This window comes from Saccharothrix saharensis, assembly GCF_006716745.1.
GTDB classification, from domain to species: Bacteria; Actinomycetota; Actinomycetes; order Mycobacteriales; family Pseudonocardiaceae; genus Actinosynnema; species Actinosynnema saharense.
In genome coordinates this window covers 846,738-861,361 of sequence record NZ_VFPP01000001.1, presented here as the reverse complement: position 1 = coordinate 861,361, position 14,624 = coordinate 846,738, and the positions used below count along the sequence as shown (strand labels likewise).

Genomic DNA, 14,624 nt, shown 5'->3' with positions numbered 1-14,624 from the left:
ACAGCTCCTCCGTCGCGATCCGTTGTGCGCAACGAAGATCCTGGGCCGCAGGGGGAGCGGGGTCAGGTGCCGAAGGTCATGCGTCAGGTCACATGACCCTCAGCAGAGCCCGAGTTCCCGCGCCCGCAGCGCGGCCTGCGTCCGGTCGCGGACCTGGAGCTTGGCCAGCACGCCGGTGACGAGGTTCTTCACCGTGCCCTCGGCCAGGTACAGCGTGCCGGCGATCTCGCGGTTGCTGCGGCCCTCGGCGAGCAGCCGCACCACGTCGAGCTCCCGTTCCGACAGCGGCACGGGCGGTCGGCGCGGTGGCGCGTCGTCGTGCGGCAGCCGCGCCACCCGCGCCACGAGCTTCGCCGCCACGGACGGCTGCAACACCGACTCGCCGCGCCGTGCCGCGACCAGCGCCTCGACCAGGCGGGCCGACGAGACGTCCTTGAGCAGGTAGCCGAGCGCGCCGGCGCGGACCGCCGCGAACACGTCGGCGTCGTCGTCGAACGTGGTCAGCGCCAGCACCCGCACCCCGGGCTGCTCGAGCCGCAACCGGTCGGTCGCCGCGATGCCGTCCAGCACCGGCATCCGCAGGTCCATCAGCACGACGTCCGGCCGCAGCTCGGCGCACAGCCGCACGGCCTGTTCGCCGTCACCCGCCTCGCCGACCACCTCGATCTCCGGCTGGACCTCCAGCAACGTCGCCAGCGCCTCGCGGAACAACGCCTGGTCGTCCACGATCAGCACGCGCACGGGCGAGTCGGTCACGCCGGCACCTCCACGGTCAGCGTCACGCCGCGCCCGGTCGCCGAGTCGACCGACACCCGTCCACCCAGCCCGGCGACCCGTTCCTCCAGCCCGACCAACCCGAACCCGTCACCCGACCGCTCGCCCATACCCCGGCCGTCGTCGCGGACCTGCAAGCGGACCGCGTCACCGCGCCCGTAGTCGAGCACGAGGGTCGCGGCGGTCGCCCCGGCGTGCTTGCGCACGTTGGTCAACGCCTCCTGAGCCGCCCGGAACAACGACTCCTCGACCTCCGCGCGCGTGTCGCGAGCCGCGCCGAGCACCTCGAACCCGGTCGGCACACCCGCCTCGGTGACCTCGGACGCCAACGCCCGCAACGCGTCCACCAACGGCTCGGGGCGGGGCTCGCGCAACGCGGCGACCGAGCGGCGGACCTCGGCCAGCGCCTGCTTGGCCTGGTCCTGCGCCTTGGCCAGCATCGCGTCGAGCCGGTCGCGCTCGGCCGTGTCGATCACCGCGCGGGCTGCCTGCACGAGCATCTGCACGACGGTCAGGTGGTGGCCGAGCCCGTCGTGGATGTCCCGGGCGACCCGGTTGCGCTCCTGGGTGGTCGCGAGCTGCTCGGCTTGGGCGGCGTACCCGCGCAGCCGTTCGTTGGCCACCGCGAGTTCCGCGCGGGCGCGTTGTTCGCGCACCAGCAGCTCGGTGATGACGACCGTGAACGCGGTGACGGCCAACGTGCCCAGCCCTTCGCGCAGCCCGTCGGGCCACGCCATCTCCACGTGGATGAGGGGGATGACGGCGGCCACCGCCGCGGCGGCGGGCAGCGGCAGCAGCAGAACGCCCTGCGCCACCAGCACGACCAGCAGCAGCACGGCGCCGACCGCCGCGCCGGACAGCGCGAACAGCAGGAACCCCAACGGCAACTGGACCAGGACGTAGGCGACGGCGAAGGCGCGTCCACGCCGTTGCGCGAACGGGAAGCCGAAGATCGCGAGCAGACCGTAGGCCAGCCCGACGAGCAGCGTCGGTACGAGGAGCTGTTCGAAGCTCTTCGACCCGAGCGGCAGCGTCACGTACGCCACCGCGGTCAGGATGCCCAGCGCCCTCTGCACGCCCCTACTGTGCGCGAACGCGAACACCATGGTCAACCGAGCCCGCCGAGGCAGCGGGGCGGCCGGGCGGCCGGCCGGGTGCTCCCTCACCTGAATCGAAACAGTGGTAGCCGGAGGGTTGGCCGCTCACCCGGTCGGGGTAACCGGGGAGGGCGTCAAGCAGTCGGCGCGTCGACACCCCGCCGCAGCGGGGGAAAAGGTGGCGATGCGCGGTGGAACTGGATTTCGACGACGCCCTCACCTGGGGCCTTCGCGGCTACGTGCGCCGGGTCACCGAGGAACTGGGGCTCACCGGCGAGTGCTCGTACGTGCAGGCGGAACGGCCCGCCGGCGCGTACCTGGCGCTGGAAGGCAGGTTGCCCGGGTTCCCCGACCGCGACGTGGCACTGCTGTGGGACGAGGAGCGCGGCTGGTCGGCCGCGGTCGAGACGCACAGCGGTGAGGACGTCCTGGTGCAGGCGCACTTCGGATCGGACGTCGTGCCGCCGCCGCAGGCGGTCGCCCGGTGGGCGCGGGCCCTGTTCCTGGGGCGAGTGACACCGGAACCGCGTTCCGGCGCGCCGCGCGACCGGCGCCAGGACCTGGTGAGCCGCCTCGCGCCGTACACGGCCGCCGCGCTCGTGCCGGTGCCGCGCGGCGCCTGACCGTCCACTGAGGACGAGTGCGGGACGCCCCGACGGGGTACACCTCGGCCATGGGTGCCCAGCCGCACGTCGCCGCGTCGAGCCAGTGGGTGGACGAGGACGGCGTCCGACAACCGTCCGGCGACGTGCACGCCTGGACCCCCGGCACGAACCAGACCCTGTGCGGGCGAGCCCTCAGCCGCAGCGGGCTCGGCCGGTTCCGGCACGTGCCGTGGGCGGACGCGGTGTGGCTCGCCCAGACCGCCGAGCAGAACCTGTGGCTGTGCCCCCGGTGCGTCGCCGCCACCACCCCACGCGCCGAACGCGACGGGCGCAAGTGGACCCGCCACCGCCCGCGCCCGTAGCGGGACCGCCCGCCCCGGTTGCGCCCGAGGCGGTGGGATGATCTCCCCGACAGCGGGGGAGGACCTGTGGACGTGGTGCCGGTGCAACGCCTGGCGGTCCGGTCGGACGTGCCGCGGATCGGCGCGCTCATGCGCCGGTCGGTGCTGGAGCTGTTCCCGCGCTTCCACGACGAGCGCGAGACCGCGAGCGCGGCCCGCTACCTCACCGAGTCCGACCTCGTGCTGATCGACGACGGCACGTACTTCGTCCACGAGGTGGGCGACGAGGTCGTGGCGTGCGGCGGGTGGAGCAAGCGGGACAAGCTCTACACCGGGTCGGGCGACCGGCCCACCGACGGTCGGCTGCTCGACCCGGCGACCGAGCCGGCCCGGGTGCGCGCGATGTTCGTCCACGACGGCTGGACGCGCCGGGGCCTGGGCCGCGCCACGCTCGCCGCGTGCGCCCACGACGCCCGGGCGGCCGGCTTCCGGTCCCTGGTGCTGATGGCCACGCTGCCCGGTGTGCCGCTGTACCGGTCGTTCGGGTTCCGCGAGGTGAGCCGCGCCCGCGTTCCGCTACCCGATGGGGTGACATTGGCCGGGGTGGAAATGGCCTACTCGCTCGACTGAGCGAAGCGCTTTTTCCACGGTCAGGTGACCGCATCGCACGATCCGGTGGTGGCGCTGCCGGTCGACGCGACCCCTCCTACTCTCGGCATGTTCCCCGCGTGCAGAGAGCTGATGATCCCCATGACCGGGTCCACCATCCTCATCGCCACCGAACGGGCGGCGGACGACAACACCGTGCCGGCCGCGAAGATCGACCAGGTCTGCGCCCACCTGCGCGAGTGCGGCCACGAGGTGATGGTCGTGCACTCCACCACCGACGCCGCCTCGGCGATCACCGCCCAGGCCGACCTCGCCGCCGCCGTCGTGAGCTGGGAACTCGTCGGTGGCGCGCTCCGGTCCTCCGACACCGGCACCGCCGTCGAGGGTGGGGTGCTGCGGATGCTGCTGGACCGGTTCTCGTCACGGCTGCCGGTGTTCCTGCTGACCGCGGGCGACTACAGCGACGAGACGCCGCTGTGGGTCTCCGAGGTCATCAACGGCTGGATCTGGCTGCTGGAGGACACCCCCGACTTCATCGCGGGCCGGGTCGACTTCGCCGCCAACCAGTACCTCGACCACATCCTGCCGCCGTTCTTCCGCGAGCTGCGCCGCTTCGACGACACGCACCCGTACTCGTGGCACACACCGGCCCACGCGGGCGGCATCGCGTTCCTCAAGTCGCCGGTCGGGCGGTCCTTCTTCGACTACTTCGGCGAACGGCTGTTCCGCACGGACATCTCGGTGTCGGTCGGCGAGCTGGGCTCGCTGTTCGAGCACACCGGCCCGGTCGGCGAGGCCGAGCGCAACGCCGCCCGGATCTTCGGCGCCGACGAGACCTACTTCGTCCTGCACGGCACGTCCACGTCGAACCGGATGATCATCCACAGCGCGGTGGCCAACGACGAGATCACCCTGCTGGACCGCAACTGCCACAAGGCGATCAACCACGGCGTCACGCTCGCCGGCGCGCGGCCGGTCTACCTGGTGCCCACCCGCAACGGCTACGGCATCACCGGGCCGATCCCGCCCGAGCGGCTGACCGCCGAGGCGGTGCGCGCCCAGGTCGAGCGCACGCCGATCGCCGCGGACGCGGTGAGCCCGGAGGCCGCCTACGCGGTGATCACCAACTCCACCTACGACGGCCTGTGCTACGACACCGTGCGGGTGACCGAGCTGCTGGGCGCGTCGACCCGGCTCCTGCACTTCGACGAGGCGTGGTTCGCCTACGGCCGGTTCAACCCGCTCTACGCGCGCCGCTACGGCATGGCGGTCGACGGCGACGGGCTGCCGGACGCCGAGCGGCCCACCGTGTTCGCCACCCACTCCTCGCACAAGCTGCTGGCCGCGCTGTCCCAGTCCGCGATGCTGCACGTGCGGTCGGGCGGCAAGGCGCCGTTCGACCGGTCCCGGTTCAACGAGACGTACATGATGCACGGCACCACGTCGCCGCTGTACCCGATGATCGCCTCCTGCGACGTCGCGGCGGGCATGATGGACGGCCCGGCGGGCCACTGGTTGACCACCGAGGCGATCACCGAGGCGGTCCGGTTCCGCCAGGCCATGATCCGCCTCGGTCGGCGGCTCGCCGACGCGGGCGACCGGCCGCCGTGGTTCTTCGGCGTGTGGCAGCCGACCGAGGTCGCCGTTCCCGCCACCGGCGCGCGGGTCCCGTTCCACGAGGCGCCGCTGGACCTGCTGCGCACCGAACCGGGCTGCTGGACGTTGGAGCCCGACGCCGCGTGGCACGGCTTCGGCGACCTGGAACCCGGCTTCTGCCTGCTCGACCCGGTCAAGGTGACGATCACCTGCCCCGGCGTGGACGCGTTGGGCGACGTGTCGGCGTTCGGCGTCCCGGCCCGCGTGGTCACCGCGTACCTGGAGACCCGCCGGATCGTGGTGGAGAAGACCGACGTCTACACGTTCCTCGTGCTGTTCTCGATGGGCATCACGAAGGGCAAGTGGGGCACGCTGCTCGACGCGCTCACCGACTTCAAGCAGTTCCACGACGAGAACGCCCCGCTGGCCGAGGTGCTGCCCGACCTGGTGAAGGCGCACCCGGAGCGGTACCGCGGGCTGACGCTGCCGCAGCTCTGCGAGCAGATGCACCACAGCCTGGCCGACAGCAAGGTCGTGCAGCTGCTCAACGAGGCGTTCACCAGCCCGACGCCGCCCACGGCCGTGATGACACCGGCCGAGGCCTACCAGCGGTTCATCCGCGGCCGGACCGAACTCGTCCGCCTGGACGACCTGGCCGACCGGGTGGTCGCGACCCAGGTCACCACCACACCGCCCGGCATCCCGGTGCTGGTACCCGGCGAGCGCGTGGGCTCGCCCGACGGGCCGCTGCTGAGGTACCTGCGCGTGCTGGAGGCGTTCGACCGGCGGTTCCCGGGGTTCGCCGCGGAGACGCACGGCGTGCACCACGAAGGCGGCGAGTACTGGATCTCCTGCGTGACCGGGTAGCGGAGGCGGGCATGCGGTTCGGTGGCACGCGGGTGGAGTTCCTGGGCGGTCGGACGGGCTGCCTGACCATGCTCGTGGTGTCCATCCTGCTGTCGGTCCTGCTGACCGTGCTGCTCAACGCCCTGCTGTGAGCGCAGCGGCCCCCGATCCGCGGCCTTGCCGGCCGCGCCGGAGGTGCGGGGTGTTCCTAGAGGCGCAGCAGGGCGCGCACGGTGGTGCCGTCGGCGGCGGTGTGCAGGCGCACGAGGTCGGCCAGGTCGTTGACGAGCAGCAACCCGAGGCCCGACGCCCCGTGGTCCTCCGGTGGTCGACGCCCGGCCAGCGGGTCGGTCAGCCGGCCGCCGTCGCGGACCTCGCACACCAGGTGGCCGTCCTCGGCCCAGACGCCGAGCCGGCACGGGCCGGCGGTGTGCACGAGGCTGTTGGTGACCAGCTCGCCGGCGATCAGCTCCACATCGGCCAGCCGCCGCTCGGTCAACCCGAGCAGCCGGCCGCGCTGCGCGGCGAACCGCCGGGCGGGCGAGAGGTCGGCGGGCCCGGCGACGGCGAACGCACCGTCGGCCGCGTCGGGCAGCGGTGCGTTGTAACGGGCCACGACCCGGTCCGGTGCGTAGCGGTCACTGGCGTAGCGCCGGTCGCCCTCCCAGACCACCGGGTGCGTCTCCCGCGCGTCCGCGATCACCTCGGCGTCCAGCGCGACGGTGTCGTAGGGGCACAGGATCGTCACGTCACGGCCGGTGAACGCGGCGTTGATCAGCGCTTCGTGCTGCGCGCACGCCGGGTACTCGACGCCGGACCGGCCGGCCCAGATCGGCTCGCCGACGATGCGAACGTGGCGGTCGGTGCGGGCGTCGGCGAACCGGCGCAGCACCCGCGCGATGATCCGGCCGGGGTTGCGGCCCTCCCGGGTCATGTCGAGCATCGTCACGTGCCGGGCGGTGCCGCCCAGGGCGTCGCGGAGCAGGTCCAGCCGGGGGCCGGGCACGGCCACCGCGACCGGGTGGTCGAGGTCCAGGCCGTCGGTCACGAACGGGACCAGGCCCGCCAGGTACTCGGCGTCGGAGGCGTAGAACAGGGCCGGGTGGGCGAACACGGGATCGGGTGCGGTGCTGATGGCGTTCACGCCACAGGCTCCACCCGGACGGCGTGCAGGTCGAGCAGGTTCGCGATGCGCGACGCGCCCGGGAAGGCGGTGCGCAGCACCAGCGTGGTGTCCCGGCCGCGAGCGTACCGGTCCAGGCCGATCAGGCCGCGGTGGTCGATGAAGGTCAGCCCGGCGGCGTCGAGCACGAGCTGCCCGCCGCGCGCCGGTGGCCGGATCCGGTCCAGCACCTGCACCAGCACATCCCGGTTGAACATGTCCACCTCCCCGCTGAGCGCGGCGCTGTGGCCCGGTCTGGCCGAGGCGTGCAGGCGGAAGCCGGCGCCCGGGAGGTTCGTGCTGGGGTGGACGCTGGCCAACTGCTCCAGCGCCCGCTCGCCGACCCGCGTCCGGTCGTAGGCGCACAGCGCGGAGAACGGGTGGTCGGCCATGTACTGGTCGACCAGGTGCTCGTAGTGCAGGAACGCGGTCAGCTGGTCCTGGCTGCGCACCAGCGCCGTGGCCTCCGCGGCGACCCGGAACCCGCGGTACCCGGCCGCCAAGGCCTGCTCGGTGGCCGTCGCGTAGGACCTGACCTGACCTTCCGGGTCGATGACCGGGCCACGGGCGTCGAGCGACGCGACCTCGGCCGCCCCGTCGGCCAGCGCCACCGCGATCCGGTCGACCGAGCGGACGGCATCGACCAGCGCCTGGGCGTCCCCGGAGCCCACGTAGCGGACCCGCTGCCCCCGTTCGAGCCCGTCGAGCAGGAACTCGGCGACGCGCAGCCCGACGTCGGCCGGGTCGTCGTAGGACCAGCAGACGTGATCGTGGCGACCCAGGTCCCGCGTGTGCTGCACGATCCCCGACCTGCGCATACGAACCAACTTAGCGGTGAGGGCCGAGCACGGCACCCGATGGTGCCGTCACCCGGCGTGCCGAAGCGGTGATCGTCGGTCGACCGACAACCGCACGGGATGCGCGGCGACGACGTCCCGGGTGCCGTGGTCGACTCCGAGCTTGCCGGCGGGTCGGGCGCGCCCCGCCGGAGAGGTGGCGTCAGCCGGTCGCCGCTGTGCGGTCGAAGATCGCGGGGTGGCGGCCGTAGGGGACGGCTTCGAGCAGCGTCACGCGGAGGGTGCCGCCCGCGGGGACGCGGTAGGCGCGTTGTTCACCCGGACGGGCACCGGTCAGCGCGGTGCCCAGGGGCGAGTCGGGCGAGTAGACCTCGATGTCGCCGTGCTCGGCGGCGCGGGTGCCCAGCAGGAACGTCTCCGTGTCACCGGTGTCGTCGTAACGGACGGTGAGCACCATGCCGGGTTCGGCGATGCCGTCGTCGGGCGGGTCCTCGCCCACCACCGCGTTGGCGAGCAGGTCCTGGATCTCGCGGAGGCGGTCCTGGCGCTGCCGGCGCAGCGCGGCGCGGTCGTCCTGGTCGGCGGGGTCGTCGGCGACGCCGGCGGTGCGGTTCAGCTCGGCCAGTTCGGCGCGCAGGCGCTGGTGGGCGTGCGGCGTCAGCCAGGTGCGCCGGGGTCGGGTGTCGGTCATGGTGGCCTTCGGGTGCTCGTGGGTGGGTGCCGTCAGGGCGGCCGGGGGAGGTGCGGGCCGCCCTGACGGCTCGGGTGTCCGCGGTGCCGGGCGTCCGGCTGCGCCGGCCCCTCGGACGGGATGGTTGGTTCGTGGTCAGCCCCGCGCGCGCAGCCGGAGGATCCGGTCGACGTCGCGGGCGTAGCCGGTGGCGATGTCGGTCAGCACGTCGAGCTGCACGCGCAGGAACGCGTTCTCCTTGCGCAGCCAGTGCAGCTCGGCGCGTTCGTCACCGTCGATCGGGTCGCGGGTGGCTTCCACGCGCGCTCACCGCAGCGGGTCGAACGCGCGCAACGCGTCGGGCTGCTTGCCGGTGGTGATCTGCTCGGCCAGCAGCCGCCCGGTGATCGGGCCGTGGGCCAGTCCCCACATGCCGTGGCCGCCCGCGACGTACACGCCCGGTGGTCGCACCTCGCCGATCAGCGGCCGGCCGTCGGGCGTGACCGGGCGCGGGCCGACCCACACGTCACGGCGCTCCTCCCAGCGCACGCCGTCCAGCAGCGGTCGCGCCGAGGCGATGATCGCCTCCAGCCGCGCCACCACGCCGGGCGCGTCCGGGTCGCGGAACTCCATCGTGCCCGCGACCCGGAGAGCGCCCTGGTACGGCGTGCACGCCACCCGTGCGGCGGGCAGGTAGACCGGACCGGGCACCGGGTGGTCCACCGGCACGGTGAACGAGTAGCCGCGGCCCGCGCGCACCGGGACGCGCACGCCCCACTTCGTCGCCAACCGGGACAGCCACGCACCGGTGGCCACCACGGCGACGTCGGCGGTGACGACCTCGCCCTGACGTGTGCGCACCGTGACGCCCCTGCCGTGCGAGTGGACGTCGACCGTCTCCAGCACGCGGATCATCGCGCCGCGGTCCTCCACGGACCGGGCCAGCGCCCGCACGAAAGCTCCGGGGTCGAGGTGGCGTTGGCCGTCGATCCGCACGCCCGCGGTGAGCGCCGGCGACGCGAGCGGGACGAGGTCGCGCAGCCGGTCCCGGTCGAGCTCGGCGTGCTCGACGGGCTGACCCGCGTCGGCCATCCGGCGCAGCTCGTGCAGCAGCCCCTGCGCCTGCCGGGCGTTCTCGAAGCCCGCGGTGATCGGCGCGTCGACCGTCGGCGCGTCCACACCGTTGGCGGTCAGCACGTCGAACGCCTCCACGCACTCGGCGTTCAGCGACCGGTTGGCGCGCACCGCCCGCGTCCACGACGACCACCGGCAGTGCGCGGCGAACCGCAGCAGGAACGACCACAGCCCCGGGTCGGCCGACAGCGGGATGTGCAGCGGCGCGGAGGGGTTGAGCAGCGACCGCAGGCCGAAGCGCAGCACGGACGGCTCGTTCAACGGGATGGTCAGGCCGGGCGAGAGCCACCCGGCGTTGCCCCAGGACGCGCCCGCGGCCACGCCCGTGCGGTCGAGCACGGTCACCTCGACGCCGCGCTCCTGCAGGAACCAGGCGGTCGACAAGCCCACGATGCCCGCGCCGACCACGACCGCCGACCGAGGCCCGCCGTCGCTGCGCCCGACGTCGACCATGACCACCTCCACACCAGCCCGAACTGCTCGTCGAAACCAGCATCGCGCGGTCGCACCACCAGGCTGTTGTCCGTCGCCGACAATCAGGGTGGGTGGTCTTGTCCGGAACCGACAGCTAGTCGGACGCGGCCAGGTCGATGATCATCGCCAGCCGCTTGCGCGGGTCGTCCAGGTCGAGCGCGGTCACCTCGACCATCTTGCGCAGCCGGTAGCGGATGGTGTTCGGGTGCACGCCCAGCCGTTCGCCCGCCCGGGCGAGGTCGCCCTGGGCCTCCAGCCAGGCGCGCAACGTCGGTACGTAGTGGGTGGCGTGGTCGCGGTCGTGCCGGCGCAGGTCGGCGACCGGGCCGCGGGCCGGGGCGCGACCGGCCCGCGCGGCGGCACGCAGGCGTTGCAGCAGGATGTCGTCCCACGACTCGTCGTAGGCGGGCGGCACGGCGCCCGGCGGGCGCGCCTCGTGCAGCGCCAGGCACTCGTCGGCCTCCTGCCGGCTCGCGGGCAGGTCGGCCGCCGCGGCGGTGCCGCCGATCCCGGCGGTCACCGTCACCTGCGCCGGCAGCGCGGTCCGCAGGGCGGCCACCCACTCCCGCGCCGCGGCCACCGGCTCGCCCGGCAGCACGGTGTAGAGCGTGGTGCCGGACAACGTGCTGCGGCCCGGCCGCGACCAGCCGAAACCGGTGGTGGCGCGGTCGAACGCGAGCAGGAGGGCGGCGTGCCGCTCGGCGGCGATGTGCGCCCGGACCGCGATGACCCGCGCCGCTCCCTGCGGCAACCCGAGCCGGCTGACCACGGTCGCGGCGTCCGCCGTGCCCTCCAGCAGTCGGATCACCAGGTCCGACTCAACCTGCCGCTCCAGGTCCGCGCTGGCGCGTGAGCGCAGCAGGTGCAGCGCTACGGTCCGGGCGCCGTCGGCCAGCGCCGTGCACCGCGCGCCGGTCAGCGGCACACCGCAGGTGACCCACACCGACCCCAGCAGCTCCCGGCCGGCGCGCACGGCGACGACCATGCGCCCGGTCAGCCCGTGCGCCGGGTCCTCCTCGACGAACAGCGGCTCGTCGTAGGAGGCCAGGTACGCGGACACGCCACGCCGGTCGAACAGGTCCCGCAGCCGTTGCGGCGCCTGCCGGCCCAGGATCGTCTCCAGCCGCGCCGGGTCGGCGCCCTGCTGCGAGCTGGAGTACGCCAGCACCCGCGCCCGCCGGTCCTCGATGGTGACCGAACCGCCGACCGCGCCCGCGAGGCTGTCGGCCAGCGCGAACAGGTCCGTCGGGCCGCGACCCGACTCGGTCTCCCGGCCCTCCAGCACCAGCCCGTAGACCACGCCGGCCAGTTGGCTCCACGACACGGCCGGGTCGACCAGCATCACGGCGACGCCCTCCGCCTCGCCGACCGCGGCCGCCTCCCGCTCGGCCTCGCCGTGCAGCAGGACGACCGCCGCCTTCGCCGTCGCCGCCCACCCCACGGCCTGCGCCACCGACTCGGCCCCGACGGCGAGGAACACGTCACCGCCCACCGCCCGCGCGTCGTCGGTCTCGCGCATCACCACGCTGCGCAGCTCCGTCGACCGCGGCACGGGGCAGCACGCCAGCTGCACGCCGTAGCCGCCCAGCACGTTCACCAGGCGGTCCAACCTGATCACGGCTGCTCCTCGACCTCGTCCCGCCGGCGGATGGTGACCAGTTCGCTCGCGTCCCCACGGCGCAGCCTGCGGATCATCGACCACGCGATCCGCTCCGCCTGCGACTTCGCCAGGTCCGCCTTCTCGCCCGCGAACAGGTCGTCCACGGTATCGGCCCAGAGCCCGAGCCACCGCGTGAAGTGCGCCGACGTCAGCGGGAAGCGCTCGTGCAGGTCGAGGTGGACGCGCAGCAGGTTGCGGCGGTACGTGCCGGCGCGGAACAGCACGGTGGCCCAGAAGTCCGCGATCACCGGCAGGTGCGTGGCGAGGTCGAGCCGGGCCACGTCCCGGAAGACCGGACCGAGCAGCGCGTCCTCGAACGCCCGCCGGTAGAACTCGGTCACCACCGCCAGCGCGTCCTCCCGGCCGGTCAGGTCGCGGCTCACGGGAGGGGCCCGGTCCGGCGCGGCACGAGGTCGAGCAGCACGGGACCGGCGGGTTCGGCGACCAGCGCCCGGACCGTGACGTCGTCCAGCACGGCGAGGAACGCGAGCTGAGCCGTGCGCAGCGCGCTGCGCAGGTGGCAGCCGCCCCGCAACGGGCACGGCGGCCCGTCGCAGTCCACCACCTCGCGGTCGCCCTCCAACGCCCGCACGACGGCGCCGACGGAGGTGTCCAGCGTCGTGGGCGGCACCCCGACGCCCCCGGTCCGGCCGCGCGCGGTGGCCACGAATCCGTGCCGCTGGAGGCGCTGCACGACCTTGGCCATGTGGTGGCGCGGCACGTCGAGCGCGTCGGACAGCTGGTCGACGGTGAGCCGACCGCCGTCGGTGGCCAGGAGCATCACCACGCGCAGCGCGATGTCCGTGGACCGGATCAGGTGCATGGTGGCGACCGTAGCAAAAGCGGTATTCTGCATTCCTGTTCAGGGTCGGACCAGGCTGGGGGCGACGTGGAGTCCGAGGAGAGCGGTCGCCCGGAGCCGGTCGGGGACCCGGTGTGCTGGTTGTCGCGGGTGTGCCCGGAGTGCGGTGCCCTGGACGAGGGGCCGGCGCGGGCGGTGTGCCCCCGGTGCGGCGCGGAGATGCCCGAGCGGGAAGGCCGGGGTTGAACCCGCAATCGTTCATTGCCTGACCTTTTGTTCACGAGTGTGACCCGGGCGGGCCGATTCTGTTCACGAATATGACCGGCCGCATTTGCCCCGCACTTGGTGGTGATCACCTCGACCGGCGATTACCTCGGCGTTCGACAGAATTCGACACCGGTGTCGGACGGTGTCGAAAAAACCGTCGTTGACCTGGTGGTTCCGCAGCCTCTAACATCCGCTGGGAAAGCGGTTTCCCTGATTTCCCGCTCTCGCCATTCGAGCTTCGGGAAACGTGCTGTCGGAATCCGGGACGGCTGACCTCGGCGGTCTTGGGAAGTGAGAAGTGGAGTGTTGATGAGCACAGCGGATCACCGTCGATCCACGCGACCCGCACCATCGCGTGGCACACGATGGCGCCTGAGCCTGGCCGCGGCGGCGGGCGCCACGGCGTTGGCCGCCGGCCTGCTCGCCTGGCCCGGCGCGACGCCGGCGGACGCGGCGGTCGGCGCGGGCACGTACACGATCAAGAACGCGGGCAGCGGCCTGTGCCTGACGGTGCCCAACGCGAGCGCGGCGAGCGGCGTGCAGCTCCAGCAGGCCTCGTGCGGCGGCGGCGGCCAGGCGTGGACGCTGACCTCCGTCAGCGGCGGGTTCAAGATCACGTCCGCGGCCGGTCTCTGCCTCGGCGTGCGGGACGCGTCCACGTCGGCGGGCAAGGCGATCGAGCAGCAGTCGTGCGCGGGCACCGCCACTCAGACCTGGTCGCCGACCGCCGGCGGCAGCAACTACCGGGTGGTCAACAACAACGGTGGCAAGTGCATGAACACCCAGGACAACTCCACTTCCGCCGGCGCGCTGGTGCAGCAGAACTCCTGCGACAGCGTCGCCACCAAGCAGTGGACGTTCACGCCCACCAGCGGCGGCCCGACGTCGACCACCACGTCGACCTCGACCACGTCGCGCACCACCACCACGACCACCACCACGGGCAACCCCGGTGGCGGTGACGGCAGCGGTCCGTGGCCGTCCGACACGGGCAGCGTGCACCAGACCACGACGCGCAACGTGGGCACGTACTTCAACGGCGGGATGAAGAAGTACTACGGCATCGGCGACGGTGGTCAGGGCGAGAGCCAGGACCCGATGTTCGTGGTGTCCAACGGCGGCACGATCGAGAACGTGATCATCGACGCGCCCGCGGGTGACGGCATCCACTGCGAGGGTTCCTGCACCATCCGCAACGTGTGGTGGAACGACGTGGGCGAGGACGCGGCGACGTTCAAGTCCTCCAGCTCCTCGGCCCAGTACCTGGTCGACGGCGGCGGCGCGAAGTCGGCGTCGGACAAGGTGTTCCAGCACAACGGCGCGGGCACGCTGACCATCCGCAACTTCCAGGTCAACGGCGCGGGCAAGCTGTACCGGGCGTGCGGCAACTGCGCCACGTCCTACCAGCGGCACGTGGTGATGGACGGTGTCACGGCGCGGTCGACCAAGGCGCTGGCGGGCATCAACACCAACTGGGGCGACACCGCTCGCTTCTCCCGCATCACGGTCTACGGCAGTGCGGTGATCTGCGAGAAGTACCAGGGCGTCCCGAAGGGCTCCGAGCCCAAGAAGATCGGTGAGGGCGCGGACGGCAGGAACTGCTTCTACTCCCCGTCCGACATCACCTGGCGCTAGGCACGACGGTTCGTGGGCGGGGCCGCGACCACCGGTCGCGGCCCCGCCGCCGTGCGCGCGTCGTCCCCGCCCGGCCCGATCCCGACGTGGTCGATCCCGCGAACCGGTCACCGGCGCGTCACCGGGTGACTACACTGCGACGCGGCCCACCCGGG

15 protein-coding genes are annotated in these 14,624 nt (G+C 73.2%); 5 read left to right on the top strand and 10 right to left on the bottom strand.

Annotated features, from left to right (window positions below):
- Positions 1-99 precede the first annotated feature (99 nt).
- Positions 100-756, bottom strand: coding sequence for a response regulator (locus tag FHX81_RS03185; RefSeq protein WP_246107600.1), 657 nt, complete (start codon positions 754-756; stop codon positions 100-102).
- Positions 753-1,850 (bottom strand): sensor histidine kinase, encoded by a 1,098-nt coding sequence (locus FHX81_RS03180; protein WP_246107599.1) that lies wholly within the window; start codon positions 1,848-1,850, stop codon positions 753-755. The genes FHX81_RS03185 and FHX81_RS03180 overlap by 4 nt, the downstream gene beginning before the upstream one ends.
- 212 nt (positions 1,851-2,062) lie before the next feature.
- Between FHX81_RS03180 and FHX81_RS03175 the strand changes: the two genes are divergently transcribed.
- From FHX81_RS03175 to FHX81_RS03160, 4 genes are all read left to right on the top strand, one after another.
- Positions 2,063-2,494, top strand: coding sequence for a DUF6292 family protein (locus tag FHX81_RS03175; RefSeq protein ID WP_141975123.1), 432 nt, complete (start codon positions 2,063-2,065; stop codon positions 2,492-2,494).
- 50 nt (positions 2,495-2,544) lie between these two features.
- The gene (locus FHX81_RS03170; protein WP_141975122.1) at positions 2,545-2,838 is read left to right on the top strand and encodes a hypothetical protein; all 294 of its coding nucleotides are present in this window, start codon (positions 2,545-2,547) and stop codon (positions 2,836-2,838) included.
- A 66-nt stretch (positions 2,839-2,904) separates the two neighbouring features.
- Positions 2,905-3,447, top strand: a complete 543-nt coding sequence (locus FHX81_RS03165) for a GNAT family N-acetyltransferase (RefSeq protein WP_246107598.1) — start codon at positions 2,905-2,907, stop codon at positions 3,445-3,447.
- Positions 3,448-3,495: 48 nt separating this feature from the next.
- Positions 3,496-5,889 carry an Orn/Lys/Arg family decarboxylase gene (locus FHX81_RS03160; RefSeq protein ID WP_246107597.1) on the top strand — a complete coding sequence of 798 codons (2,394 nt, stop codon included), beginning with the start codon at positions 3,496-3,498 and terminating at the stop codon, positions 5,887-5,889.
- Between the two features lie 187 nt (positions 5,890-6,076).
- Here FHX81_RS03160 and FHX81_RS03155 read toward each other — a convergent pair whose 3' ends face one another.
- The 8 genes from FHX81_RS03155 to FHX81_RS03125 form a co-directional block, all read right to left on the bottom strand.
- Positions 6,077-7,012, bottom strand: coding sequence for a sensor histidine kinase (locus FHX81_RS03155; protein ID WP_170231910.1), 936 nt, complete (start codon positions 7,010-7,012; stop codon positions 6,077-6,079).
- A complete protein-coding gene (locus tag FHX81_RS03150; protein WP_141975121.1) occupies positions 7,009-7,848 on the bottom strand; it encodes an MEDS domain-containing protein in 840 nt (279 codons plus the stop codon). The genes FHX81_RS03155 and FHX81_RS03150 overlap by 4 nt, the downstream gene beginning before the upstream one ends.
- Before the next feature lie 181 nt (positions 7,849-8,029).
- Entirely contained in the window at positions 8,030-8,518 is a 489-nt protein-coding gene (locus tag FHX81_RS03145; protein ID WP_141975120.1) for a GreA/GreB family elongation factor, read from the bottom strand.
- Positions 8,519-8,653: 135 nt separating this feature from the next.
- Positions 8,654-8,818 carry a hypothetical protein gene (locus FHX81_RS40275; RefSeq protein WP_170231846.1) on the bottom strand — a complete coding sequence of 55 codons (165 nt, stop codon included), beginning with the start codon at positions 8,816-8,818 and terminating at the stop codon, positions 8,654-8,656.
- A 6-nt stretch (positions 8,819-8,824) separates the two neighbouring features.
- Positions 8,825-10,084, bottom strand: a complete 1,260-nt coding sequence (locus tag FHX81_RS03140) for an NAD(P)/FAD-dependent oxidoreductase (protein WP_141975119.1) — start codon at positions 10,082-10,084, stop codon at positions 8,825-8,827.
- A 115-nt stretch (positions 10,085-10,199) separates the two neighbouring features.
- Positions 10,200-11,723, bottom strand: coding sequence for a PucR family transcriptional regulator (locus FHX81_RS03135; protein WP_141975118.1), 1,524 nt, complete (start codon positions 11,721-11,723; stop codon positions 10,200-10,202).
- Positions 11,720-12,148 (bottom strand): group III truncated hemoglobin, encoded by a 429-nt coding sequence (locus tag FHX81_RS03130; RefSeq protein WP_141975117.1) that lies wholly within the window; start codon positions 12,146-12,148, stop codon positions 11,720-11,722. The genes FHX81_RS03135 and FHX81_RS03130 overlap by 4 nt, the downstream gene beginning before the upstream one ends.
- Entirely contained in the window at positions 12,145-12,588 is a 444-nt protein-coding gene (locus tag FHX81_RS03125; RefSeq protein WP_141975116.1) for an RrF2 family transcriptional regulator, read from the bottom strand. The genes FHX81_RS03130 and FHX81_RS03125 overlap by 4 nt, the downstream gene beginning before the upstream one ends.
- 555 nt (positions 12,589-13,143) lie before the next feature.
- On the opposite strand from FHX81_RS03125, the gene FHX81_RS03120 reads away from it, so the two are divergent.
- Entirely contained in the window at positions 13,144-14,469 is a 1,326-nt protein-coding gene (locus tag FHX81_RS03120) for a pectate lyase (RefSeq protein WP_141975115.1), read from the top strand.
- Positions 14,470-14,624 lie beyond the last annotated feature (155 nt).